Here is a 21,851-nt window from a genome sequence, read left to right as displayed (position 1 = left end):
GCGGAATCCTAGAGGCGGAACCGTTCGCCGAGATAGACCCGGCGCACGTCGTCATGATTGACGATGTCGTCGGGCGTTCCCTCCATCAGGACCCGGCCGTCATGCAGGATGTAGGCGCGGTCGATCAGATCGAGGGTCTCGCGGACATTGTGGTCGGTGATCAGCACGCCGAGGCCGCGATCCTTGAGGTGGAAGACGAGGTCGCGGATTTCGCCCACCGCGATGGGGTCGATGCCGGCCAGGGGCTCGTCGAGCAGCATGAAGGACGGCTGCGAGGCCAGGGCGCGGGCGATCTCCACGCGACGTCTTTCGCCGCCCGACAGCGCCACCGACGGCGTTCGCCGCAGATGGGTCAGGGTGAACTCCGCCAGCAGATCCTCGAGCATCTGCTCGCGCTGATCGCGTTCGCGTTCCACCACCTCGAGCACGGCGCGGATGTTCTCCTCCACGGTCATGCCGCGGAAGATCGACGCCTCCTGGGGCAGGTAGCCGATCCCCAGCCGCGCCCGGCGGTACATGGGCAGGGTGGTGATGTCGTGGCCATCCAGGCTGATCTGGCCGTAGTCGGCCGAGATCAGGCCGGTGATGATGTAGAAGCACGTGGTCTTGCCGGCGCCGTTGGGGCCCAGCAAGCCGACCGCCTCGCCGCGCTGCACACCGATGGAAACGTCACGCAGCACCGGGCGCTTCTTGTAGCGCTTGCCCAGATTACGGGCGCTGAGTCCCGGGTTCTGGTGCACCAGACGCGGCCGTTCCTGATCGATGTCGTTGCGGGTCGCCATGACGTGGAGCTAATCCCCCTCAGGCCGGAAGATGCCCTTGACCCGGCCGCCGCGCTCGGCGTCGAGGGTGGAGACGCCCGTGTTCAGGTCCATCACCAGGGTCTGGCCGGTCAGGACGTTGTCTTCGCGGAAAAGCTGCACGCCGCCTTCCAGCCGTATGCGGCCGGCGTCCACGTCGTAGACGCCGCGGCGGCCGGTCGCGCGCTCGCGCGAGGTCAGCACCACGACGCTGCCCACGGCCTCGAGCTTCGAGATGGCGCCGCCGACATCCGCGCCGCCGGAGTCGCCCTCGCGGTAGCTGACGCGCAGCTCGTCCGTCCTGAGGGTCATGCCGCCCTGCACGGCATCCACATTGCCGGTGAAGATGGCGATCTGCTGATCACGCCGGACCTCCAGGTTGTCCGCCTCGATCTCGATCGGGGCGTCGGGATCGCGCTGCAGCGCCTGCTGGGCGGCCAGGGGCGACGACAGCAGCGTCAGCGCCAGAAGCAATGAGAGAGGACGCCAACTCAATTCTTCTCTCCATTGGGCTCGACCACCAATTGAACGTTACCGCGCAATAACAGAACGTTACCTTCCTCGAGGATCTCGAAGCTGTCGGCCCGGAAGCGGCCATAGGGACCGTGGCCGGCGACCCGGTCGTCGCCCCGGACTTCGCCGCGGCCCATGTCGATGGTCGCCTTCGGGCTGTGGATCTCGTTGCCCTGGTCGGTATAGAGCGAAACGTCGCCCGTAAGGTCGAGGCGGTCGGCCGCCCGGTCGAAGACGCCCGAACGGGCCGACATGTGCATCCAGACGCCGCCGTCCGTGGTGGTGTCGCCCTCCAGGGCGGAGAGATGGACCATCGTCGGCACCTCCGGATCCTGCACCACCTTGTCGGCGGTGACGTTGAACGACCGTTCCCCGCCACTGACGAAGCGGGCGTTGGTCATGGTGGAGCTCTGGGAGCTGACGTCGACATCGGCGAAGTCGATGGGCAGGCCGTTGCGGCGTTCGGTGAACTGGGGCCAGATGATGATCGTCGCCACCAAGGCCAGGGAGACGCCGATCAGGAGGTATTTCAGCAGCGCGACCCGGCGGCTGCGGCGCGCCGACGGCGCCCCCACCTGATCCTGGCGCGGCTGCGCGGTCCAGTGGCGCTTCGGTCTTTGCCGATCCAGGACGGAATCGGTCACTGTACGCCCGTCCGCAGGCAGTCGTGTATGTGGACCAGACCGGCCGGCCGGCTGCCATCGACGATGAACAGGCTGGTGATCTTGCGGCGGTTCATGTGGCCCACAGCCTCGGCGGCCATGGCCCCGAGCGGCAGGGTGAGAGGATTGCGCGTCATCACGTCCTCCACCCGGCAGGCCAGCAGATCTCGCTTCTCCTCCATGCCGCGGCGCAGGTCGCCATCGGTGATCAGCCCGCTCAGGACGCCCTCGCCGTCGACGATGCCGACGCAGCCCAGGCTCTTCCGAGTCATGACGATCAGGGCGTCGGACATGCCTGTGCCCTCCTCCACCAACGGCATGCGCTCGCCGGTGTGCATCAGGTCGTCGACCTTCAGCAGCTTGCGGCCAAGCTTGCCGCCGGGATGGAAGCGGCGGAAGTCGTCGGCGGTGAAACGCCGCTGATCCAGCAACGCCACCGCCAGCGCATCGCCCAGCGCCAGCATCATGGTGGTCGAGGTGGTCGGCGCCAGCCGGTTGGGGCAGGCCTCCTCGACGGGCGGCGCCACCAGAGCCACGTCCGCCGCGTCGCCCAGCGAGCTCTTCTCGCGGCCGACCATGGCGATGACGCTGATGTCGTTTAGTGCGGCGAAATCCAGCATGTCGGCCAGCTCGCTGGTCTCGCCGGAATTGCTGAGGCAGATCATGATGTCGGCGGCCGTGACCATGCCCAGATCGCCGTGGCTGGCCTCGCCGGGATGGACGAAGTAGGCCGGCGTGCCCGTCGACGCCATGGTCGCCGCGATCTTGCGCGCGACATGGCCGCTCTTGCCCATGCCGGTGACGATCACCCGGCCCTGGGTCTCGAGGATGAGGCCGACAGCCTTCCGGAACGGCTGGCCCAGCGAATCGGCCAGGGCCGAAAGCGCAGCAGCCTCGGTCTCGATGACCCGGCGGCCGACGTCGACGATATCCTCGGATGCTGCCGGAATTCCGGGCCTTGTCTGATCGGCCATGCGATCAGCTACTCCATGTCCCCGCGCCGTTGGCGGACGCTAGTCAAGATTCATGCCAATAATGGCGACTATTGCTGGCCATGGCAATGGATTGCCGATGAAGCTGTCTGCTTCATGAATGGGCAAATATGTCGGTCTCCGGCCAGCCCGCAAGGTCCAGCGCCGCGCGCACGGGCAGGAAGTCGAAACAGGCCTGGGCGATATCGGCCCGCCCTTCCCGCGCCAGCATCGGCCTCAGCGCCGCCACCAGCCGATGCAGATGCAGCACGTCGGAGGCTGCGTACTCCATCTGCGCCTCGGTCAGTTCTTCCGCGCCCCAGTCGGAGGACTGCTGCTGCTTCGAGATGTCGACGCCCAGCAGCTCGCGGCAGAGATCCTTCAGGCCGTGGCGGTCGGTATAGGTGCGGCACAGCCGGCTGGCGATCTTGGTGCAGAAGACCGGCGCCGTCTCGGCGCCGAGGCCTTGACGCAGCGCTGCGATGTCGAACCGGGCGAAATGGAAGATCTTCAGCACGGAGCGGTCGGACAGCAGCGCCTTGAGATGGATGGCCTCCGGCCCGCCCGGCCGGATCTGGACCAGATGCGCGTCGCCGTCGCCCGCGGAGAGCTGCACCAGACAGAGCCTGTCGCGCATGGGGTTCAGGCCCATGGTCTCGGTGTCGATGGCGACGCTGTCGCCGAAGCTGATGTCGGAGGGCAGGTCGTCGCGGTGCAGGTGGATGGCCAAGGCTCGGACTCCTGACGGCTCGGTGATCGGCGGCGGCATCGCCATAGCATGGCGGCGGCCGCCGGGCCAAGCGCCGCAGAGGGCGGCGGCCCGATTGCCAAGGCGCGCGCGTGGATGTAGACCGGGCCGGAGAAACAAGGGCCTGACGGCGGGAGTGGGCAATGCGTGGCAAGCGGGTCGCGGTATTCGGCGGATCGGGTTTCGTGGGACGGCATCTGGTCAGGCGACTGGCTCAGGCCGGCGCCCAGGTCACGGTGGCCGTGCGCGACCCGGAGGCCGCCCTGTTCCTGAAGCCGATGGGCGATGTCGGCCAGATCACCCCGCTCTACGCCAACATCCGCAAGCCGAAGACGGTTCAGCGCGCGGTGGAGACCGCCGACATGGTGGTCAATCTCGTCGGCGTCCTGCATCAGGGTGAACAGTCCTTCGCCGCCGCGCACGCCATGGGCCCGAAGCACATCGCCGAGGCCGCGGCGGCGGCCGGCATCGAGACCTTCGTGCAGATGTCGGCGCTGGGCGTTTCCACCGACAGTCCCTCGCTCTACGGCCGCACCAAGGCCGCCGGCGAGGCCGCGGTGCTGGAAGCCGTGCCGACGGCGACCATCGTGCGGCCGTCGGTCATCTTCGGGCCGGAGGACACTTTCCTGAACCGCTTCGCCGCGATGGCGCGGCTTTCGCCCGTGCTGCCGCTCATCGGCGGCGGGACGACGCGCTTTCAGCCGGTGTTCGTCGGCGATGTCGCGGACGCCTTCATGGCCCTGCTGCAGGGCCGGGGCGAACCGGGTGCGGCTTATGACCTCGGCGGACCCAGGATCTACACCTTCAAGGAAATCCTCGAATTCATCATGCAGGCGACGGGACGGCGGCGCCTGCTGGTTCCCATCCCCTTCGGCGTGGCCCGCATCCAGGGTGCGCTGCTGCAGTTGCTGCCCTCGCCGCCGTTGACGCTGGATCAGGTGAAGTCGCTGGAAGGCGACAATGTCGTGGAGGGCGGCAATCCCGGCTTCGGCGAACTCGGCATCGAAGATCTCAGCCTGATGGAGGCGGTGGCCCCGGCCTATCTGCAGCGTTACGCCCGCGGCGGCCGTATCCGCTCCCTCGATGTCGGCTGAGCTGCCCGGAGCGTGAAATTCCACCCTCGCCGGGATGCGGCGGCGGGCAAGGGTGTTGCCCAAACGCGTCAACAATATTGACGTATATTGCTCCGGCGGTATATGGAAGAGAAACAACAGGGTGCTTGCCAATCGGCGCGGGCATCGCCATAGTCCGCCGTCCGCAGGCGTGCAAGACGCGCCTGCGCAGGGGGGCGGGATAGGTCGGATGAGTCGGTGGCCAGGACGCCGCCGCCTCGTGTCGAAGCACCCCTGTCATATCAAGCGCATAAGTTGCGACCGCCGTCGGGCCGACGACGGCCGTGCTCGAACAGGCACGCCAGGCCCGTCGAGCAAGGCAGTCGAAGGAAGATGACGGAGTTTGCATGACGCGACAGACTGAGACGCCCCGCGCCTTTGGCCTGCCGCCCCGCCAGGGCCTCTACGATCCGAGCCGGGAGAAGGATTCCTGCGGCATCGGCTTCGTGGTCGATATCAAGGGCCGCAAGTCGCACGACATCGTCAGCCAGGGCCTGCAGATCCTGGTCAACCTGACCCATCGCGGCGCCGTGGGCGCCGACCCGCTGGAAGGCGACGGCGCAGGAATCATCATCCAGATTCCGCACGCCTTCTTCGGCGAGGTCTGCGGCTTCGAGCTGCCCGAGCCGGGCCATTACGGCGTTCTCAACGTCTTCCTGCCGAAGGACCGCGACGTCCGCATCCTGTGCGAGAACATCATCGACCGCTACGTGGTCGGCGAGGGGCAGCACATCCTGGGCTGGCGCGACGTCCCGGTGAACCGCGAGGGCGTCGGCGAGAGCGTGCTGCGCGTCGAGCCGACCATCCGGCAGCTGTTCGTCGGCCGCGATCCCGCGCTGGCGGATCAGGACGCCTTCGAGCGCAAGCTGTTCGTGATCCGCAAGCAGATCGCGAACGAGGTCCGCAAGGTCGAGCACCCGTCGGCGGCGCAGTTCTACGTCACGTCGTCCTCCAGCCGCACGGTCTGCTACAAGGGCATGCTGCTGGCCGGCCAGGTCGAGAGCTATTACGAGGACCTGCAGGACGCGCGCGTGGTCTCCGCGCTGGCGCTGGTGCACCAGCGCTTCTCCACCAACACCTTCCCTGCCTGGGCCCTGGCGCATCCGTTCCGTCTGATCTGCCACAATGGCGAGATCAATACCGTTCGCGGCAACGTCAACTGGATGGCCGCACGCGGCCAGGCGCTTGAATCGGAACTGCTGGGCAAGGATCTGAGGAAGGTCTGGCCGCTGATCGCCGAGGGGCAGTCGGACTCCGCCTGCTTCGACAACGCGCTGGAACTGCTGGTCGCTGGCGGCTACTCGCTCTGCCACGCCATGATGATGCTGATCCCGGAGGCGTGGGACGACAACCCGCTGATGGATGATGAGCGGCGCGCCTTCTACGAACATCACGCCGCGCTGATGGAGCCGTGGGACGGCCCCGCCGCGGTGGCCTTCACCGACGGCCGCCAGATCGGCGCGACGCTGGACCGCAACGGCCTCCGGCCCGCGCGCTACATCGTTACCACCGACGACCGCGTGATCCTGGCCTCGGAGGCCGGCGTGCTGCCTGTGCCCGAGGACGAGATCGTCCACAAGTGGCGGCTGCAGCCGGGCAAGATGCTGCTGATCGACACCGAGGAAGGCCGCATCATCTCCGACGACGAGATCAAGGCCGAACTGTCACGGAAGCACCCCTATCAGCGCTGGGTCGAGGAGAGCCAGCTCAAGATCGACGATTTGCCGCCGGCCAGCGCGCCGATGCGGCCCAACCACTCCACCCTGCTCGATTTGCAGCAGGTCTTCGGCTACACTCAGGAAGACCTCAAGTTCCTGATGCAGCCCATGGCGGAGACCGGGGCGGAGGCGATCGGCTCCATGGGCAACGACGTGCCCATCGCGGCTCTCTCGTCGAAGGGCCGGCCGCTCTACAACTATTTCAAGCAGCTCTTCGCGCAGGTCACCAACCCGCCGATCGACCCGATCCGCGAGGAACTGGTCATGTCGCTGCTCTCCTTCATCGGGCCGCGGCCGAACCTGCTCGGTCTGGGCGAGGGCGCCCACAAGCGCCTGGAGATGTCGCAGCCGATCCTGACCAATGAGGATCTGGAGAAGATCCGTCACATCGAGGATGTGCCGACCAACGCCTTCCATGCCCAGACCCTCGACGCGGTCTACCCGGCCGAGGACGGCGCGGACGGCATGCGCAAGCGCATTGCCGAGCTTCAGCTCGAGGCGGAGGAGTGCGTCCGCCGGGGCGAGAACATCATCATCCTCTCCGACCGGCACGTGGACATGGACTCGATCCCGATCCCGGCGGTGCTGGCGACGTCGGCGGTACACCACCATCTGGTGCGCACCGGACTGAGAACCTCGGTCGGCCTGGTGGTCGAGACCGGCGAGGCCCGGGAGGTCCACCATTTCTGCGTGCTCGCCGGCTACGGCGCCGAGGCGATCAACCCCTGGCTGGCCTTCCAGACGCTCTCCGACATGCATCCCGGCATCGCGCCGGAGGACGAGCGGCGCCTGCACAAGAATTACATCAAGGCCATCGGCAAGGGCATACTGAAGGTGATGTCCAAGATGGGCATCTCGACCTATCAGTCCTATTGCGGAGCGCAGATCTTCGACGCGGTGGGCCTGTCGTCGGCCTTCGTCGCGGAATACTTCCCCGGCACGCACACCCAGATCGAAGGCGTCGGTCTGGACGTCATCGCCACCGAGACGGTCGATCGCCACCGGCTGGCCTATTCGGACGCCCCGATCTACCGTACCGCGCTGGACGTGGGCGGCGACTATGCCTTCCGCGTCCGCGGCGAATCCCACATCTGGACGCCTGAGACCATCAGCCTGCTGCAGCACGCCGTGCGCGGCGGCAGCCAGGACCAGTACCGGGCCTACGCCGCCTCGGTGAACGATCAGAACAAGCAGTATCTGACGCCGCGCGGCCTGTTCGAACTGCGCTATCAGGACGAGCCCGTGCCGCTGGAAGAGGTCGAATCGGCCGCGGAGATCGTCAAGCGGTTCTCGACCGGCGCCATGTCCTTCGGCTCGATCAGCCGGGAGGCGCACACCACGCTGGCCATCGCCATGAACCGCATCGGCGGCAAGTCGAATACCGGCGAGGGCGGCGAGGAGCCGGAACGCTTCGTGCCGAAGCCGAATGGCGATTCCGAACGTTCCGCCATCAAGCAGGTGGCGTCGGGCCGTTTCGGCGTCACCGCGGAGTATCTCGTCAACTCCGACATGATGCAGATCAAGATGGCCCAGGGCGCGAAGCCCGGGGAAGGCGGTCAGCTTCCCGGCCACAAGGTCGACCGGGTGATCGCGCGGGTGCGCCACTCGACGCCCGGCGTCGGGCTGATCTCGCCGCCGCCGCACCACGACATCTACTCGATCGAGGATCTGGCGCAGCTCATCTACGATCTGAAGAACGTCAATCCGGACGGCGACGTCTCGGTCAAGCTGGTCTCCGAGGTCGGCGTGGGCGTGGTCGCCGCGGGCGTTTCCAAGGCCAAGGCCGATCACGTGACGATCGCCGGCTACGAGGGCGGCACGGGCGCCAGTCCGCTGACCTCGATCAAGCACGCCGGCAGTCCCTGGGAGATCGGGCTGGCCGAAACCCAGCAGGCGCTGGTGCTGAACCGGCTGCGCAGCCGCATCGCCGTGCAGGTCGACGGCGGCCTGCGCACGGGCCGCGACGTCATCGTGGGCGCGTTGCTGGGCGCGGACGAATTCGGCTTCGCCACCGCGCCGCTGATTGCCGCGGGCTGCATCATGATGCGCAAGTGCCATCTGAACACCTGCCCGGTGGGCATCGCCACCCAGGACCCGGAACTGCGCAAGAAGTTCACCGGCACGCCCGAGCACGTGATCAACTACTTCTTCTATGTGGCCGAGGAAGTCCGCGAGATCATGGCCCGGCTCGGTATCCGGAAGTTCGACGATCTGATCGGGCGCACCGACCTGCTGGACAAGAAGAAGGCGATCGATCACTGGAAGGCCCGCGGGCTGGACTTCGAGCGCCTGTTCTTCCGGCCCAGGGTCGCCAGGGACGTCGCCATCTACAACTCCGAACGCCAGGCCCACGACATCTACGAGATCCTGGACCGCAAGCTGATCGAAACGGCTCAGCCCGCCCTGACCGACAAGAAGCCGGTGCAGGCGGAGATGCCGATCAAGAACACCGACCGCACGACCGGCGCGATGCTGTCGGGCGAGGTCGCCAAGCGCTATGGCCATGCCGGGCTGCCGGAGGACACCATTTCCTTCCGCTTCACCGGCACCGCCGGGCAGAGCTTCGGCGCCTTCCTGGCTCGCGGCGTCAGCTTCGAGCTGATCGGTGACGGCAACGACTATGTCGGCAAGGGTCTGTCGGGCGGCCGTATCTCGATCTATCCGAATCCGAAAAGCCGGATCGAGCCGGAGACCAGCATCGTCGTCGGCAACACCGTGCTCTACGGTGCGATCGCGGGCGAGTGCTATTTCCGGGGTGTCGCCGGCGAGCGCTTCGGCGTGCGCAATTCGGGCGCCACGGCGGTGGTCGAAGGCGTGGGCGATCACGGCTGCGAGTACATGACCGGCGGCGTCGTCATGGTGATCGGCCCGACGGGACGCAACTTCGCCGCGGGCATGTCGGGCGGCATTGCCTATGTCCTTGACGAAGCCGGCGACTTCTCCCGGCGCTGCAATCCGGAAATGGTCGACCTGTCGATGATCGATCCCGAGGACGTTGCGCCCGGGGGCGATATCGGCGATCACCTGCAGCATGACGTCAGCCGCATCCGTGAACTGCTGGAGCGGCATGCGCATTACACCAACAGCCGGCGCGCCAGGGCGCTGCTCGAGGATTTCGAGGACACCCTGACCAAGTTCGTGAAGATCACCCCGCGTGACTACGCGCGGGCGCTGACCGAGCTGCGCGCCGCGGCCGAGGGCGCCGACGAGACCGTCCCGGCCCTGGCGGGAGACGACTGATGGGCAAGATTACCGGCTTCAAGGAGTACCAGCGCAAGGACAGGGTCTACCGTCCCGTCGAAGAGCGCATCCGCCATTTCAAGGAGTTCGTCGTCCCCCTGCCGGAGGACGAGCTGAAGATCCAGGGCGCACGCTGCATGGATTGCGGCATTCCGTACTGTCACACCGGCTGCCCGATCAACAACATCATTCCCGACTGGAATGATATGGTCTATCGCGGCGACTGGCGCGAGGCGACCGAGGTTCTGCACTCGACCAACAATTTCCCGGAGTTCACCGGCCGCATCTGCCCGGCGCCGTGCGAGGCGGCCTGCACGCTGAACATCGACGACAACCCCGTGACCATCAAGTCGATCGAGTGCGCCATCGCTGACCGCGCCTGGTCGGAGGGCTGGGTGGAGCCGCAGATCCCGGCGCACCGCACCGGCAAGTCCGTCGCCGTGATCGGCTCCGGCCCGGCCGGACTGTCGGCCGCGCAGCAGCTCGCGCGCGTCGGCCACAAGGTCGACGTCTACGAGAAGAACGCCCGCATGGGCGGTCTGCTCCGCTATGGCATTCCGGACTTCAAGATGGAGAAGCACCTCATCGACCGGCGCATCTCCCAGATGCAGGCGGAAGGCGTGACCTTCTTCGGCGGCATGAACATCGGCGTCTCCAAGCCGGTCGAGGAGCTGATGGCGAAGTACGACGCCGTCATCCTCGCCGGCGGCGCCGAGCATCCGCGCGACCTGCCGGTGCCGGGCCGCGAACTCGACGGCGTGCACTTCGCCATGGACTTCCTGCCGCAGCAGAACCGCCGCGTCGGCAAGGAGCGGCTGGACGTGGACAAGGAGATCCTGGCCACCGACAGGCACGTCATCGTCATCGGCGGCGGCGACACCGGCTCCGACTGCATCGGCACCAGCTTCCGCCAGGGCGCGAAGTCGGTGACCCAGCTCGAGATCATGCCGGCGCCGCCGGAGAAGGAAGACAAGGGCCTGACCTGGCCCAATTGGCCGCTGAAGATGCGCACCTCTTCCAGCCAGGCCGAAGGCGCCACGCGCGATTTCTCGGTCATGACCACTCAGATCAAGGGCGAGAACGGCCATGTCACCGCGATCGAATGCGCCCGCTGCGAGGGGCCGGACAAGGGGTTCGCCAGGATCGAGGGCACCGAATTCGAACTGAAGGCGGATCTCATTCTCCTGGCGATGGGCTTTGTCCACCCGGTGCTCGAGGGCATGATCGAGAACCTCGGCGTTGCGCTGGACGAGCGCAAGAACGTCCTGGCGGACACCGAGAGCTACAGCGCCTCGGTCGACAAGGTCTTCGCCTGTGGCGACATGCGCCGCGGCCAGTCGCTGGTGGTATGGGCCATCCGCGAGGGCCGGCAGTGCGCCCGCGCCGTTGACGAGTATCTGATGGGCAGTTCCCTGCTGCCGCGCTGATCCGTCTCAGCCGCTGGCCACCTGGCTGGCGCCGTTCATCACGAACCAGCCGGCCAGGCCGAGGGCGCCAAGCCCGAGCGCGTTGGCGAGAATCACCATGACGCCGTCGCGTGCGGCCAGCCCGAGGCTGAAGACCACGATCGCCGCCGACGGAAGGGCGACGCCGAAGGGCACCAGCGCCAGTGGATACATCGTTGCCGCCATGGCGATGCAGAATATGGCGCCCAGGCGGCCGAATATGCCGTCGGTCAGGGTGGTCAGACGGTGCTTCAGGAAACGGTCGATGAAGCGCGCCACGGGCCGCGACTTCTGCACGAGTGTCTGCAGCTTGCTCTTGGGAAAGCGAACACGCTGCGCCCGGTCGGGCAGCCAGGGATGGTCCGCGCCGACCAGCATCTGCAGGGCCACCAGGACGATGATGGTGGCCGTCGCGATCGACACGCCCGGGATCGCGCCCGTGGGGCCCAGCGCCACCAGGCCGGGCACCAGCAGCAGCGGGGCGAAGGCGCGCTTGTCGAAGGCGTCGAGCATCTCGCCGACGGAAACCTGTCTGCCGTCCGCATGATCGAGCAGTCGGTCCAGCACCTCGGTCAGGGATTCCGGTTCGCCGCCGCCCGCCGCGCGGCCGCGCGCCCTGCCGGGAGAGGCCGCCTCCATCGTCATGGGATTCCGCCGAGCCAGAAGGCGACGCCGACACTCACACCGCCAAGCAGATAGGCGGCGGTGACGAATGCGCCGTCCCGCGCCACCAGTCCGAGACTGTAGACGGCCACCGCCGCGGAAGGCGCGGCGACGCCGATCGGCATCAGAGCCAGCGGGAACATCAGCAGCCCCATAAGCACGCACAGCAGTCCGCCCGCGCGGCCGTAGACCCCGCGGGTCATGTACTCCATCCGCTGTGCCAGAAGGCGGTCGACGAACCGCGTCACCGGCAGCGACTTTTCAATGATCTTTCTCAGTTTCTGCGCCGGCAGCGTCATGCGCAGCAGGCGTCCGGGCAGCCAGGGGTGATTCCGCCCGAACAGGATCTGGCCCCCGATCAGGATGTAGATTGCGCCGGCCGTCACCGAGATGCCCGGAATCGCCCCAAGCGGCGTGATGATGATGACCGCCGGGATCAGCAGAAGCGGCGCAAAGCCGCGATGGCTGAACGCTTCGAGCAGGCTTCCGACCGAGACCTTCTCGTGGTGATCGGCCTGCTCTGTCAGGCTCTGGAAGACAGTCGTCAGGCCTTCGCCGCCCTCGTCTCCGGAAGGATCACGCCGCGCCTGACCCTCCGACTGGTACGTATTGGAACTCACGACTTGCTCCCCCGTCCCTTGCGGATCTTGTTCTTGTACGGGCCGTGGACCGGCTGTTGAGGGAGATCGTGTCGGGGAGGGACTGGATCAAGTGCCGGGAGTCAGCCCTCGTCGTCCCAGCGCCGCGTCGCGTTCTCGTCGCTGCCGCGGGCCTCGACCCAACGGGCGCCTTCGGGCGTCTCCTCGCTTTTCCAGAACGGGGCCTTCGTCTTCAGCCAGTCGATCAGGAACTCACAGGCCCGGAAGGCTTCGCCGCGATGGGACGAGGCGGCGATCACCAGCACGATCCGCTCGCCCGGCTCCATCCGGCCGTGGCGGTGGACGATCCGCGTGGCGTCGATGTCGAAGCGGTCATGGGCCTCGCGTTCGATCTTCTCCAGCGCTTTCTCCGTCATCCCCGGATAGTGCTCCAGAGTGAGCGCTCCGACGCCGCTCCCCTCCGAGAAGTCGCGGACAAGTCCGACGAAGCTGACGACGCCGCCGATGTCGCGCCGGCCTTCCAGCAGCGATTCGAGCTCGCGCCCCGGGTCGAAGTCCCCGCGCTGCACGCTGACGCTCAAGCCCGGCCTCCGGTCATGGGCGGAAAGAAGGCGACCTCGTCGCCCTGGGCGACGGCGTCGCCGGGGCCGGCTGTCTCCTGGTTCACCGCCGCGCGGATCTGGCCCGTGTCGGCGAAGGCGCGGGCGAAGCCGTCGCCCCGGCCCCTGAGGTGCTCGACCAGGTCCGCGACCGTGGCGACGCCGTCGGGCAGGTCGTAGTCCTCCTCGTGGATGCCGGTGCGTTCGCGGACCCAGGCGAAATAGAGCAGCTTCAAGACAGCGCCTCCCTGAAGGAAATGAATCCCAGTCTGTCGCCGGGCCGGACCGCCGTCGTCGCCTCGGGTATTTCGATCAGGCCGTCGCTGTCGGTCAGGGAATGGATGATGCCCGATCCCTGGCGCGGATGGCGGTCGGCGATCATTTCGTTGTTCTCCCCCTGGCGGAGCGTGCCGCGCAGCCATTCCAGGCGGTCGGCCTTGGAGCGCATTTCGAATCCCGCCGTCACCGGCCAGCGCCGCAGCGGCGCCGCTTCGGCGCCTTCCAGACGATCGAGCAGGGGCCGCACGAACATCAGGAAGCAGACCATCACCGCGACCGGGTTGCCCGGCAGCCCGACGAAAGCCGTGCCGCGAACATGGCCGAAGGCCAGCGGCCGGCCGGGCTTGATCGCCAGCCGCCAGAGATGCACGGCGCCCAGCGCGCCGACGGCGTCGCGCACATGATCCTCGTCGCCCGTGGACGCCCCCCCAGAGGTGATCACCAGATCGGCGCCCTCGGCCGCCCGTTCCAGCGCCTCGCGCACGGCTGCGGGACTGTCGGCGACGATGCCGTGATGATGCGCTTCGATGCCGATGCGCCTCAACAGCGCCATCAGCATCGGCGCGTTGGCGTCGTGAACGTCGCCGTGGTCGAGCGGCGAGCCGGCGGGCCGGATCTCGTCGCCGGTCGAGAGCAGGGCCACGTGTGGCCGCGCCCGCACCGGCAGATGCGCGATCCCGCCGGCGGCGGCCAGGGCCAGCTCGGCCGGTCCCAGGCGGATGCCAGCCTTCAGCAGCGTCTGGCCAGCTGCGACGTCCTCGCCGGCCCGGCGGCGGTTGGCGCCGGATTTCAGGCCGGCGGGCACCACGACGCGGCCCTCGGCGAGCGTCACGTCTTCCTGCATGACGACGGTATCCGCGCCGCGCGGCATCGCCGCGCCCGTGAAGATGCGCGCCGCCTCGCCCGGTTCCAGCGGCCGGGCCTCGGGATGGCCGGCGGCCGCCCGGCCTCTGAGCGTCAGTGCGGTCTCGCCGTCCGGGTCGAGATCCGCACCGCGAAAGGCGTAGCCGTCCACGGCGGCATTGTCCTGCGGCGGCGAGGCGGAGAGGGCGGTGATGTCCTCCGCCAGGACATGGCCGGCGGCGTCGGCCAGCGGGCGCGTGTCCGGTCCGGTCACCGCCGGTGTGCGGGTCCGGATCAGTTCCAAGGCTTCCGCCGCCCGCATCAGCGGCCCGCCGAAGGCGAAGCAGTCGTCGGTGATCTGGCTCATGCGGCCCGTCCCGGCCGGCGTGCGAAGCGCGCGGCGAACTCGGCGATGCCCTCGGCGTCGTTGAGGTCCAGAAGGGGCAGTTCGCCCGCTTCGATCGGCATGTCCGAAGCGATGGCGACGATGGCAGGGTCGTCGGGATAGAGCGGCGGCTTGCCGGTGGCGGCGCGATGGACCTCGATCTTGCTGTGCCCCTCGCGTTTGAAGCCTTCGACCAGAACCAGATCAACCGGGGCCATCCGCGCCAGGAGTTCGTCCAGCGTCGGCTCCGACGCGCCGCGCAGTTCGTGCATCAGGGCGAAGCGCTGGGACGAGGCCACCATGACCTCGCTGGCGCCCGCATCCCTGTGGCGCCAGGAATCCTTGCCCGGCGTGTCGACGTCGAAGCGGTGATGGGCATGCTTGATGGTGGAGACGGTCAGGCCGCGCCGCCGCAGCAGCGGGATCAGGGCCACCATCAGCGTGGTCTTGCCCGAACCGCTCCAACCCGCCAGTCCCAGCACCTTCATGGCGTGTCTTCCTCCTCCCGGAAGTGCGGCCGCGCCGCGCCCACATAGGCCCAGCCGGTCTGCACCGCCAGCGCGGCGGAAATCCAGAACAGCACCAGGCCCGGCGCACCGGCCTCGGGCGCCGGCAGCAGCAGGATGGTGAGCGCGGCCATCTGCGTCGCGGTCTTCCACTTGGCCAGGTTGGAGACGGGCATCTCCGCGCCGCGGAAGGCAAGGAACTCGCGGAGACCGGAGACGAACATCTCGCGGCACAATATGGCGATGGCCGGGATGACGTGGACGCCTTCCAGCCGGCCGTCCGCGGCGAGCATCAGGATCACGGCGACGACCAGCAGCTTGTCGGCGATCGGGTCCATGAACTGCCCCAGCTTGGAGCCGGCCTGCCAGCGGCGCGCCAGCAGGCCGTCGAACCAGTCGGTGACCGAGGCGAAGACGAACAGCGCGAGCGGCAGCCATGCCCGCCAGGGGTCCGGCAGGTAGAAGGCGGCGACCAGCGGCGGGATCACCGCGATCCGCGTCGCCGTCAGCAGGTTGGGAACGTGGCGGCGCAAGCCGCCATTTGCCGCTGTTTCAGCCATGCCCGATAGGTAGAGCAAGTTCGGCCGCTGCGAAACCGCTTCCGCGTCAATCGCGCGCGGCGGCCTTCTCCGATGCCTTGGCGCCGGACGAGGATTCCTTGTTCTGCTGCTCCAGCGCCTCGCCCCATTCGTCGAGCAGTTTGCGCCTTTCCGCCTCGGCGCGGCGCAGCAGGCGCTGACCGGCGATATCGACCCATGTACGGGCGATGAACGGTGCGATCACCAGCAACGACAGGCCGAGCCCGGCGGCGGCGAAGTTGATCACCAGGAATTCGCTGTGGAACAACAGCGCCAGGGCAGTATCGAAGTCGTTACCGCTGTGCCAGAGGTGATAGAGCGCCGGCAGCAGGCCGGCAATATTGAACCCGGCGACGGTGGAGATTGCGCCCGGCGCCTGAAGGCCGCGGAAGCAGCCCATGATGAATGTCGGCGAGAGATAGACGGCTACGACGGTGAAGCTGGCGGGCGCGATCGGCATCAGCAGGCCGGCCATGGCGAAGATCATGACCATGGTGGAACGCCCGCCGGCGGCGCGGGCGGGTCGCGCGCCGGTCTTCTCCCCGGTTTCGGCGGCCGCGGCGCTCACAGCAGTTCAATCATGGTGAAGTAGAACCCAGTCAGGAAGGCGAGCGACATGCTGAGCAGGCGCGCGTAGCGGTAGCCGCGGCGCTTGGCGAGGATGGCCTGGGCCGGGCCGTTGGCGGAGACGATGGCGATCAGATTGTCCAGCCGCTGCAGTCGGTCCTTCGCGCGCTCGAACTCGACGCGGTCCTGTTCGAGCGTGCGGTTGAGGTCCAGTTCTTCCAGCATGGCCGCCATGTCGCCGCGCTTGGCAAGGCTTTCGACCTTCTTCTCCACCACCATGCGGCGCAGCCGGCTGCGGATTTCCGAGGCGGCGGGCGCCAGGACTGCGACGAACGCCCGCGTCATGCCGGGCATCGGGTGGCGGTAGTGGCTGCGCTGGACCGAGGCGTAGAACTCGACCAGTGAGACCAGTTCCGCTGTCCTGGTCGTGTGCCTGGCGTCGAGCGCGCGCACCTCCTTCTCGATGTTCTTGTCCTGGGCGGCCATGAAGGCGGCCTCGTGGCGGCCGATCTCCAGGCCCGTCTGCGGGTTCTTCTCGGCGCGGCGGTTGAGCGCCAGCATCATCTCCGCCGGCGAACGCACGATGGCGTCCAGAACGCTTTCGCCGATGCAGGGCGTTCTGGGCAGCATTTCGTAGAGCACGCGTTCCAGGCCGTAGCCGCGCTTCTGCTCCTCCCGCATGATCGACTTGATCGTGCTGGTGACGAAGCCGGGCAGGGCCGCCCGCACCGCGCGGGAGCCCATGTTGCTCCACTCCTCCAGCAGCGGCGAGGACAGCAACTGGTTCAGGGTCCGTATCCGGTCCTTGTTGCCATTGCGGAAGGCGGTCCAGATCGCGCCCGGAATGCCCGACGGCGTAACCACCACATCGCGGAAACGCAGCGGCCCGTTGGGGTCGAGCGCGATGCACACGCGGGCGATGATCTCGTGACGGTCGGCGGCGGGACCCTCCCTTGTCGCTTCGCCGGAGAGGGCCGCCGTCTGGATCAGGTCGGCGGCGGTGTTGTCGTCCAGGACGTTGCGCGTCCATTTCAGCAGCCGCCCGGCCTCGATGCAGGCCATGGCGTCCTCGGGATAGGTATAGAGCGCCCAGGCAAGCAGTTCGGGGCTGTAGTAGTCGCGGTCGCGGAACAGGAAGGGGCGGATGGCGCGGCGGCCGCCGATGGTCGGGCGCGGCGCGTCCCAGCTGCCGGCGGCCCAGCTCTTCAGTTCCTCACTGGACCATCGCATGATCGCCTCGTCGGTCAGCGTGCCGGCGAACAGCGACTGCAGCGCCGCCGCGAACTTGCGGCGCTGGAGCAGGCATTCGTAGGATCCGCGCGTCACCTTCGTGGACAGGATCTCCTGCGCGCTCATGCCCTTGCAAGGCATCTCGCCGGTCAGCAGATGCAGCGCCGCGACGCCCAGCGCGTAGCAATCGTCGGCCGCGACGCCTTCGCCGCGGGCGCCTTCGGTCGCCAGCGCGGAGGAGATCGGCTCGTAGACCATGGGCTGCTGCTCGCCCGGCAGGTTCACCACGCACTGGTCCAGGATGACGTCGCCTCCGCGGTCGACCAGGATGGTGTCGTGGCGGATCGCGCGGTGCAGCACCGCACGGGCCTTCATGTCGACCATGGCGCCGATTACCGCGGGCAGGACGGTCTGGATCAGGTCCTTTTCCGGCACGCCGCTCCGGGGATAGCGCGACAGGATGGGGACGGCATTGCGCCGGTCGAAGACGATGGCGAAGAAGTGACGCCCGTCGTTCAGCATCACCGTGCCGGACGCCTGGGGCAGCCGCATGTTGCGCGGCTCCTTGGTCATCAGTGTGTCGGCGGCGGACTGACGGACATGGACCCCGGGCTTGCAGAGCAGGGCGTAGTATTCGTCGGCGCCGCTGAGCTGGTCGGTGACGGCCACCGCGTCGGCGCCGGGCAGGGACAGATGCGGCAACGCGCTGCCGACGTCGAGGCGGAAACGGTCGCCCAGGATCAGGCCCCGTCCGTCGTCGATATAGGGTGCGTTCTGTGTGTGCTTCTTTCCCGACACGGCGCCGTCACTTGTCCAGGAATACCGCCTGTATTCGACAATATTGTCCTGAAGGAAGCGTTAAGCCCGCGATTGTTGACCGGCGGTCATTTAGGTAACAGACTGCCATTCGAACAAGAATGCGAATGCATGCCATGGCCGGGAGGAAACGGATGGCGACCCAACACCTTTACGCGATGCCGGTCGAGCAGACGGGCTGGGAGTTCGACGGCGCGACCGAGATCAGTTTCACTTGGGAGTACGATGACGAACGCGCCGCCCTGCTGGCGCTCTACGACAAGGGCAAGAAGCAGCAATGGGACGCCGCGGAGCGGATCGACTGGACCCAGGAGGTCGACTGGGCCAATCCGATGGCGCTGCCCGACGAGCAGATCCCGATCTATGGCACCGACGCCTGGAACAAGATGAACGAGAACGAGCGCGCCGAGCTGCGCCGCCATCTCCAGGGCGCGACCCTCAGCCAGTTCCTGCACGGCGAGCAGGGCGCGCTGATCGCCACATCCAAGATCGTCGCCACGGTGCCGGACGCCGATTCCAAGTTCTACGCCGCCACCCAGGTGATGGACGAGGCCCGCCACGTGGAGGCGTTCTCGCGCCTGCTGCACGAGAAGGTTCAGCTGGCCTATCCCATCACGCCGGGGCTGAAGTCCCTGCTGGAGCAGGGGCTGAGCGACCGCCGCTGGGACATGACCTATCTGACCATGCAGATCCTGATCGAGGGGCTGGCGCTCGCCGCCTTCCAGCGTCAGCGCGACCATTCCGGCAACGATCTCGTCCAGGCCGTCAACGCCTATGTCATGCAGGACGAGGCGCGCCACGTCGCCTTCGGCCGGCTGGCGCTGCGCGATTTCTATCCGGAACTGACCGAGGCCGAGCGCGACGAGCGGGAGGAGTTCGTGGTCGAGGCCTGCTACCACATGCGCGACCGCTTCAACCAGATCGAGGTCTGGGAGAACCTGGGCTTCTCCCGGGAACAGATCGCCGACGCCGTCGGCACCAGCGAGGTGATGGCACAGTTCCGCCAGCGGCTGTTCACCCGCATCGTTCCGACAGTCAAGGACATCGGCCTGTGGGGCGAGCGCGTGCGCAAGGCCTATCAGGACATGGGCGTGATCCAGTTCTCCGAGATCGACGCCGAGGCGCTGCTCGACGCTGACAACAAGGTGGCCGAGGACTTCGACGCGAAGCAGTTCGTCAGGGACGGCGTCAGCGGCCAGATTGCGGCGGCGGAGTAGCGCCCGCCAGCCAATGCCCTACTGGGACGACCGCCAGCCGGGGCGGTCGGGCGCCGTGTGGTTGCCGTCACACCTGCGGCGGGGCTCCGCCGAGCGTTGAGAGTTCGTTAACCCTGCGCACGCTACCGTAGGTAATTGGTTGCCACGGTCGAATGCGAAGGCCTCACCCGACATGAACCAGATGAGCGCGCAGGGCGTCCTGCGCTTCAGCGAGCGGCGCGCCGCACCCCGTTTCCCCATCCGGATGCCGGTAAGGATCCGGGACCGGGAAGGCCGTGTCACGGAAGCGATGGCGATCAACATCTCGACAGGCGGCATGCTGATCGCGCCGGCGCAGGCGCACGTGGCGCCCGGCGGCGAACTGGCGCTCGACATCGGCGATGTCGCCCACGGCGTCATGGCCCGGGTTGCCGGCCATCGCAAGCAGGGCACGGGCCTGCAGTTCGTCGACGCCCACGAGGGCGAACGCCTGGCGCTGACGCTGTCGGAACTGGCCCAGCGCTCCGCCTGAGCGAAGCCGTTTGCCGCCCCGGGCGGCAGAGGCTAAAACCAGCCCATGAACAGGTTGCTGCAGCCGCCGGGATGGCCCCGGCCCAAGGGTTACGCCAATGGCGTGGCCGCGCGCGGGACGATGGTCTTCGTCGCCGGCCAGATCGGCTGGACGCCCGAAGGGGTCTTCGAGACCGACGACTTCGCGGGCCAGGCCCGTCAGGCCTTCGAGAACACGCTGGCGGTGCTCAGCGAAGGCGGCGCGTCGCCCGAGCACATGGCGCGCCAGACCTGGTACGTCACCGACAAGCGCGAATATCTCGACAATGCCCGGGAGGTCGGCCAGGCCTTCCGGGACGTCTTCGGCCGCAACTTCCCCGCCATGGCGGTGGTGGAAGTCACGGCGCTGGTCGAGGACCGCGCGAAGATCGAGATCGAGACAACGGCGGTCGTCCCCGACTGAGGACGGCCCGGACGGGAGTGAATGACATGAACGCGGACACCACGCCGACCCGGAAGCCCGAGGCGAGCTTCAACTGGGAGGATCCCTTCGACCTGGACGGGCAGCTTACCGAAGACGAGGTGATGGTCCGCGACATGGCGCGGAAATACGCCCGCGAGAAGCTGCTGCCGCGGGTCATCGAGGCCTTCCGCGAGGAGAAGACCGACCGCGCGATCTTCAACGAGATGGGCGAACTGGGCCTGCTCGGCTCCACCATCGACGGCTATGGCTGCGCCGGCACCAACTACACCACCTACGGCCTGATCGCGCGCGAGATCGAGGCCATCGATTCCGGCTACCGCTCGATGATGAGCGTGCAGTCCTCGCTGGTGATGCATCCGATCCACGCCTTCGGCACCGAGGCCCAGCGCGAGAAGTACCTTCCGAAGCTGGCGAGCGGCGAGTGGGTCGGCTGTTTCGGCCTGACCGAGCCCGATCACGGCTCCGATCCCGGCGGCATGAAGACCCGGGCGAAGTCCGTGGACGGCGGCTACCGCGTCAGCGGCTCCAAGATGTGGATCTCCAACGCGCCGATCGCCGACGTCTTCGTCGTCTGGGCCAAGACCGACGACGACAAGATCCGCGGCTTCGTGCTCGAGAAGGGCATGGAAGGTCTCACGGCGCCGAAGATCCAGGGCAAGCTCTCGCTCCGGGCGTCGATCACCGGCGAGATCGCCATGGACAACGTCTTCGTGCCCGAGGAGAACCTGCTGCCCCACGTGCAGGGCCTGCGCGGGCCGTTCAGCTGCCTCAACAACGCCCGTTACGGCATCGCCTGGGGTGCGCTCGGAGCGGCCGAGTTCTGCTGGCATCGGGCGCGGGAATACGTCCTCGACCGCAAGCAGTTCGACCGCCCGCTGGCGGCCAACCAGCTGGTCCAGAAGAAGCTGGCGGACATGCAGACGGAGATTTCCATCGGCCTGCAGGCCTGTCTCGCCGCCGGCCGGATGAAGGACGAAGGCCGCTGCCCGCCGGAGACGATCTCCCTCATCAAGCGCAATTCCTGCGGCAAGGCGCTCGATATCGCGCGCATGGCCCGCGACATGCACGGCGGCAACGGTATCCACGAGGAATATCACGTGCTGCGCCACGCCATCAATCTGGAGACCGTGAACACCTATGAGGGCACGCACGACGTCCACGCGCTGATCCTGGGCCGCGCCCAGACCGGCATCCAGGCGTTCTTCTAGTGGAGCGAATCTAACTCTTGGTGCCCGCGTTTGACGGCTTCGATGATCCTGTCGGGATCGGCGGTCCAGACGAACGGCCTGGGCTCCTGGTTGTGCTCGGCGACGAAGCGATTGATGGCGGCCTGCAGGTCGACCAGCGAATGGAACACGCCGCGCTTCAGGCGACGCTTGCTGAGCCG

Annotated in this window: 21 protein-coding genes and 1 pseudogene; 7 read left to right on the top strand and 15 right to left on the bottom strand. The window is 67.5% G+C overall.

What is annotated here, in order from left to right:
- Nucleotides 1-8: 8 nt before the first annotated feature.
- The 5 genes from lptB to CWC60_RS12870 form a co-directional block, all read right to left on the bottom strand.
- Complete coding sequence (gene lptB / locus CWC60_RS12890) at nucleotides 9-782, bottom strand: LPS export ABC transporter ATP-binding protein (protein ID WP_109794353.1); 774 nt, start codon at nucleotides 780-782, stop codon at nucleotides 9-11.
- Nucleotides 783-791: 9 nt separating this feature from the next.
- Nucleotides 792-1,295 (bottom strand): LptA/OstA family protein, encoded by a 504-nt coding sequence (locus CWC60_RS12885; RefSeq protein WP_164516527.1) that lies wholly within the window; start codon nucleotides 1,293-1,295, stop codon nucleotides 792-794.
- Nucleotides 1,292-1,957, bottom strand: a complete 666-nt coding sequence (gene lptC / locus CWC60_RS12880) for an LPS export ABC transporter periplasmic protein LptC (protein WP_164516526.1) — start codon at nucleotides 1,955-1,957, stop codon at nucleotides 1,292-1,294. The genes CWC60_RS12885 and lptC overlap by 4 nt, the downstream gene beginning before the upstream one ends.
- A complete protein-coding gene (locus CWC60_RS12875; RefSeq protein ID WP_109794350.1) occupies nucleotides 1,954-2,949 on the bottom strand; it encodes a KpsF/GutQ family sugar-phosphate isomerase in 996 nt (331 codons plus the stop codon). Before CWC60_RS12875 ends, lptC begins: the two co-directional genes overlap by 4 nt.
- 112 nt (nucleotides 2,950-3,061) lie before the next feature.
- On the bottom strand, nucleotides 3,062-3,676 hold the full coding sequence (locus CWC60_RS12870; RefSeq protein ID WP_109794349.1) for a ribonuclease D: 615 nt from the start codon (nucleotides 3,674-3,676) through the stop codon (nucleotides 3,062-3,064).
- A 161-nt stretch (nucleotides 3,677-3,837) separates the two neighbouring features.
- Between CWC60_RS12870 and CWC60_RS12865 the strand changes: the two genes are divergently transcribed.
- From CWC60_RS12865 to CWC60_RS12855, 3 genes are all read left to right on the top strand, one after another.
- Nucleotides 3,838-4,788 (top strand): complex I NDUFA9 subunit family protein, encoded by a 951-nt coding sequence (locus CWC60_RS12865; RefSeq protein ID WP_109794348.1) that lies wholly within the window; start codon nucleotides 3,838-3,840, stop codon nucleotides 4,786-4,788.
- Nucleotides 4,789-5,153: 365 nt separating this feature from the next.
- Nucleotides 5,154-9,764: a glutamate synthase large subunit gene (gene gltB, locus CWC60_RS12860; RefSeq protein ID WP_109794347.1), complete on the top strand. Its 4,611-nt coding sequence runs from the start codon at nucleotides 5,154-5,156 to the stop codon at nucleotides 9,762-9,764.
- Complete coding sequence (locus CWC60_RS12855) at nucleotides 9,764-11,191, top strand: glutamate synthase subunit beta (protein ID WP_109794346.1); 1,428 nt, start codon at nucleotides 9,764-9,766, stop codon at nucleotides 11,189-11,191. The genes gltB and CWC60_RS12855 overlap by 1 nt, the downstream gene beginning before the upstream one ends.
- Nucleotides 11,192-11,197: 6 nt before the next feature.
- Here the strand turns inward: CWC60_RS12855 and CWC60_RS12850 are convergent, their stop codons facing one another.
- From CWC60_RS12850 to CWC60_RS12810, 9 genes are all read right to left on the bottom strand, one after another.
- Nucleotides 11,198-11,854 carry an exopolysaccharide biosynthesis protein gene (locus tag CWC60_RS12850; protein WP_109794345.1) on the bottom strand — a complete coding sequence of 219 codons (657 nt, stop codon included), beginning with the start codon at nucleotides 11,852-11,854 and terminating at the stop codon, nucleotides 11,198-11,200.
- A complete protein-coding gene (locus CWC60_RS12845; RefSeq protein ID WP_109794344.1) occupies nucleotides 11,851-12,492 on the bottom strand; it encodes an exopolysaccharide biosynthesis protein in 642 nt (213 codons plus the stop codon). Before CWC60_RS12845 ends, CWC60_RS12850 begins: the two co-directional genes overlap by 4 nt.
- A 101-nt stretch (nucleotides 12,493-12,593) precedes the next feature.
- Nucleotides 12,594-13,052 (bottom strand): molybdenum cofactor biosynthesis protein MoaE, encoded by a 459-nt coding sequence (locus tag CWC60_RS12840; RefSeq protein WP_109794343.1) that lies wholly within the window; start codon nucleotides 13,050-13,052, stop codon nucleotides 12,594-12,596.
- Nucleotides 13,049-13,306: a molybdopterin converting factor subunit 1 gene (gene moaD, locus CWC60_RS12835; RefSeq protein ID WP_109794342.1), complete on the bottom strand. Its 258-nt coding sequence runs from the start codon at nucleotides 13,304-13,306 to the stop codon at nucleotides 13,049-13,051. The genes CWC60_RS12840 and moaD overlap by 4 nt, the downstream gene beginning before the upstream one ends.
- On the bottom strand, nucleotides 13,303-14,559 hold the full coding sequence (locus CWC60_RS12830) for a molybdopterin molybdotransferase MoeA (RefSeq protein WP_109794341.1): 1,257 nt from the start codon (nucleotides 14,557-14,559) through the stop codon (nucleotides 13,303-13,305). Before CWC60_RS12830 ends, moaD begins: the two co-directional genes overlap by 4 nt.
- Entirely contained in the window at nucleotides 14,556-15,065 is a 510-nt protein-coding gene (gene mobB / locus CWC60_RS12825) for a molybdopterin-guanine dinucleotide biosynthesis protein B (RefSeq protein ID WP_109794340.1), read from the bottom strand. The genes CWC60_RS12830 and mobB overlap by 4 nt, the downstream gene beginning before the upstream one ends.
- Complete coding sequence (pgsA, locus tag CWC60_RS12820) at nucleotides 15,062-15,616, bottom strand: CDP-diacylglycerol--glycerol-3-phosphate 3-phosphatidyltransferase (protein ID WP_109794339.1); 555 nt, start codon at nucleotides 15,614-15,616, stop codon at nucleotides 15,062-15,064. Before pgsA ends, mobB begins: the two co-directional genes overlap by 4 nt.
- A gap of 73 nt (nucleotides 15,617-15,689) precedes the next feature.
- Nucleotides 15,690-16,229 carry a hypothetical protein gene (locus tag CWC60_RS12815; protein WP_109794338.1) on the bottom strand — a complete coding sequence of 180 codons (540 nt, stop codon included), beginning with the start codon at nucleotides 16,227-16,229 and terminating at the stop codon, nucleotides 15,690-15,692.
- Nucleotides 16,226-18,256, bottom strand: coding sequence for a serine/threonine-protein kinase (locus tag CWC60_RS12810; RefSeq protein WP_109794337.1), 2,031 nt, complete (start codon nucleotides 18,254-18,256; stop codon nucleotides 16,226-16,228). The genes CWC60_RS12815 and CWC60_RS12810 overlap by 4 nt, the downstream gene beginning before the upstream one ends.
- A gap of 152 nt (nucleotides 18,257-18,408) precedes the next feature.
- Here CWC60_RS12810 and CWC60_RS12805 point away from each other — a divergent pair, with 152 nt between their 5' ends.
- From CWC60_RS12805 to CWC60_RS12790, 4 genes are all read left to right on the top strand, one after another.
- Nucleotides 18,409-19,491 carry a diiron oxygenase gene (locus tag CWC60_RS12805; RefSeq protein ID WP_109794525.1) on the top strand — a complete coding sequence of 361 codons (1,083 nt, stop codon included), beginning with the start codon at nucleotides 18,409-18,411 and terminating at the stop codon, nucleotides 19,489-19,491.
- Nucleotides 19,492-19,663: 172 nt separating this feature from the next.
- Entirely contained in the window at nucleotides 19,664-20,002 is a 339-nt protein-coding gene (locus CWC60_RS12800; protein WP_109794336.1) for a PilZ domain-containing protein, read from the top strand.
- A gap of 45 nt (nucleotides 20,003-20,047) precedes the next feature.
- On the top strand, nucleotides 20,048-20,443 hold the full coding sequence (locus CWC60_RS12795; RefSeq protein WP_109794335.1) for a RidA family protein: 396 nt from the start codon (nucleotides 20,048-20,050) through the stop codon (nucleotides 20,441-20,443).
- Nucleotides 20,444-20,469: 26 nt separating this feature from the next.
- Entirely contained in the window at nucleotides 20,470-21,672 is a 1,203-nt protein-coding gene (locus CWC60_RS12790; protein ID WP_109794334.1) for an acyl-CoA dehydrogenase, read from the top strand.
- Here CWC60_RS12790 and CWC60_RS12785 read toward each other — a convergent pair.
- Nucleotides 21,669-21,851 (bottom strand): annotated as a pseudogene (locus tag CWC60_RS12785) (IS630 family transposase); the annotation flags it as partial. The gene CWC60_RS12790 and the pseudogene CWC60_RS12785 sit on opposite strands and share 4 nt — an antisense overlap.

Origin of the sequence: Minwuia thermotolerans (genome assembly GCF_002924445.1) — a bacterium.
Lineage (GTDB): Bacteria > Pseudomonadota > Alphaproteobacteria > Minwuiales > Minwuiaceae > Minwuia > Minwuia thermotolerans.
The sequence above is the reverse complement of the archived record's forward strand: the minus strand, read 5'-3'. Positions and strand labels throughout refer to the sequence as shown.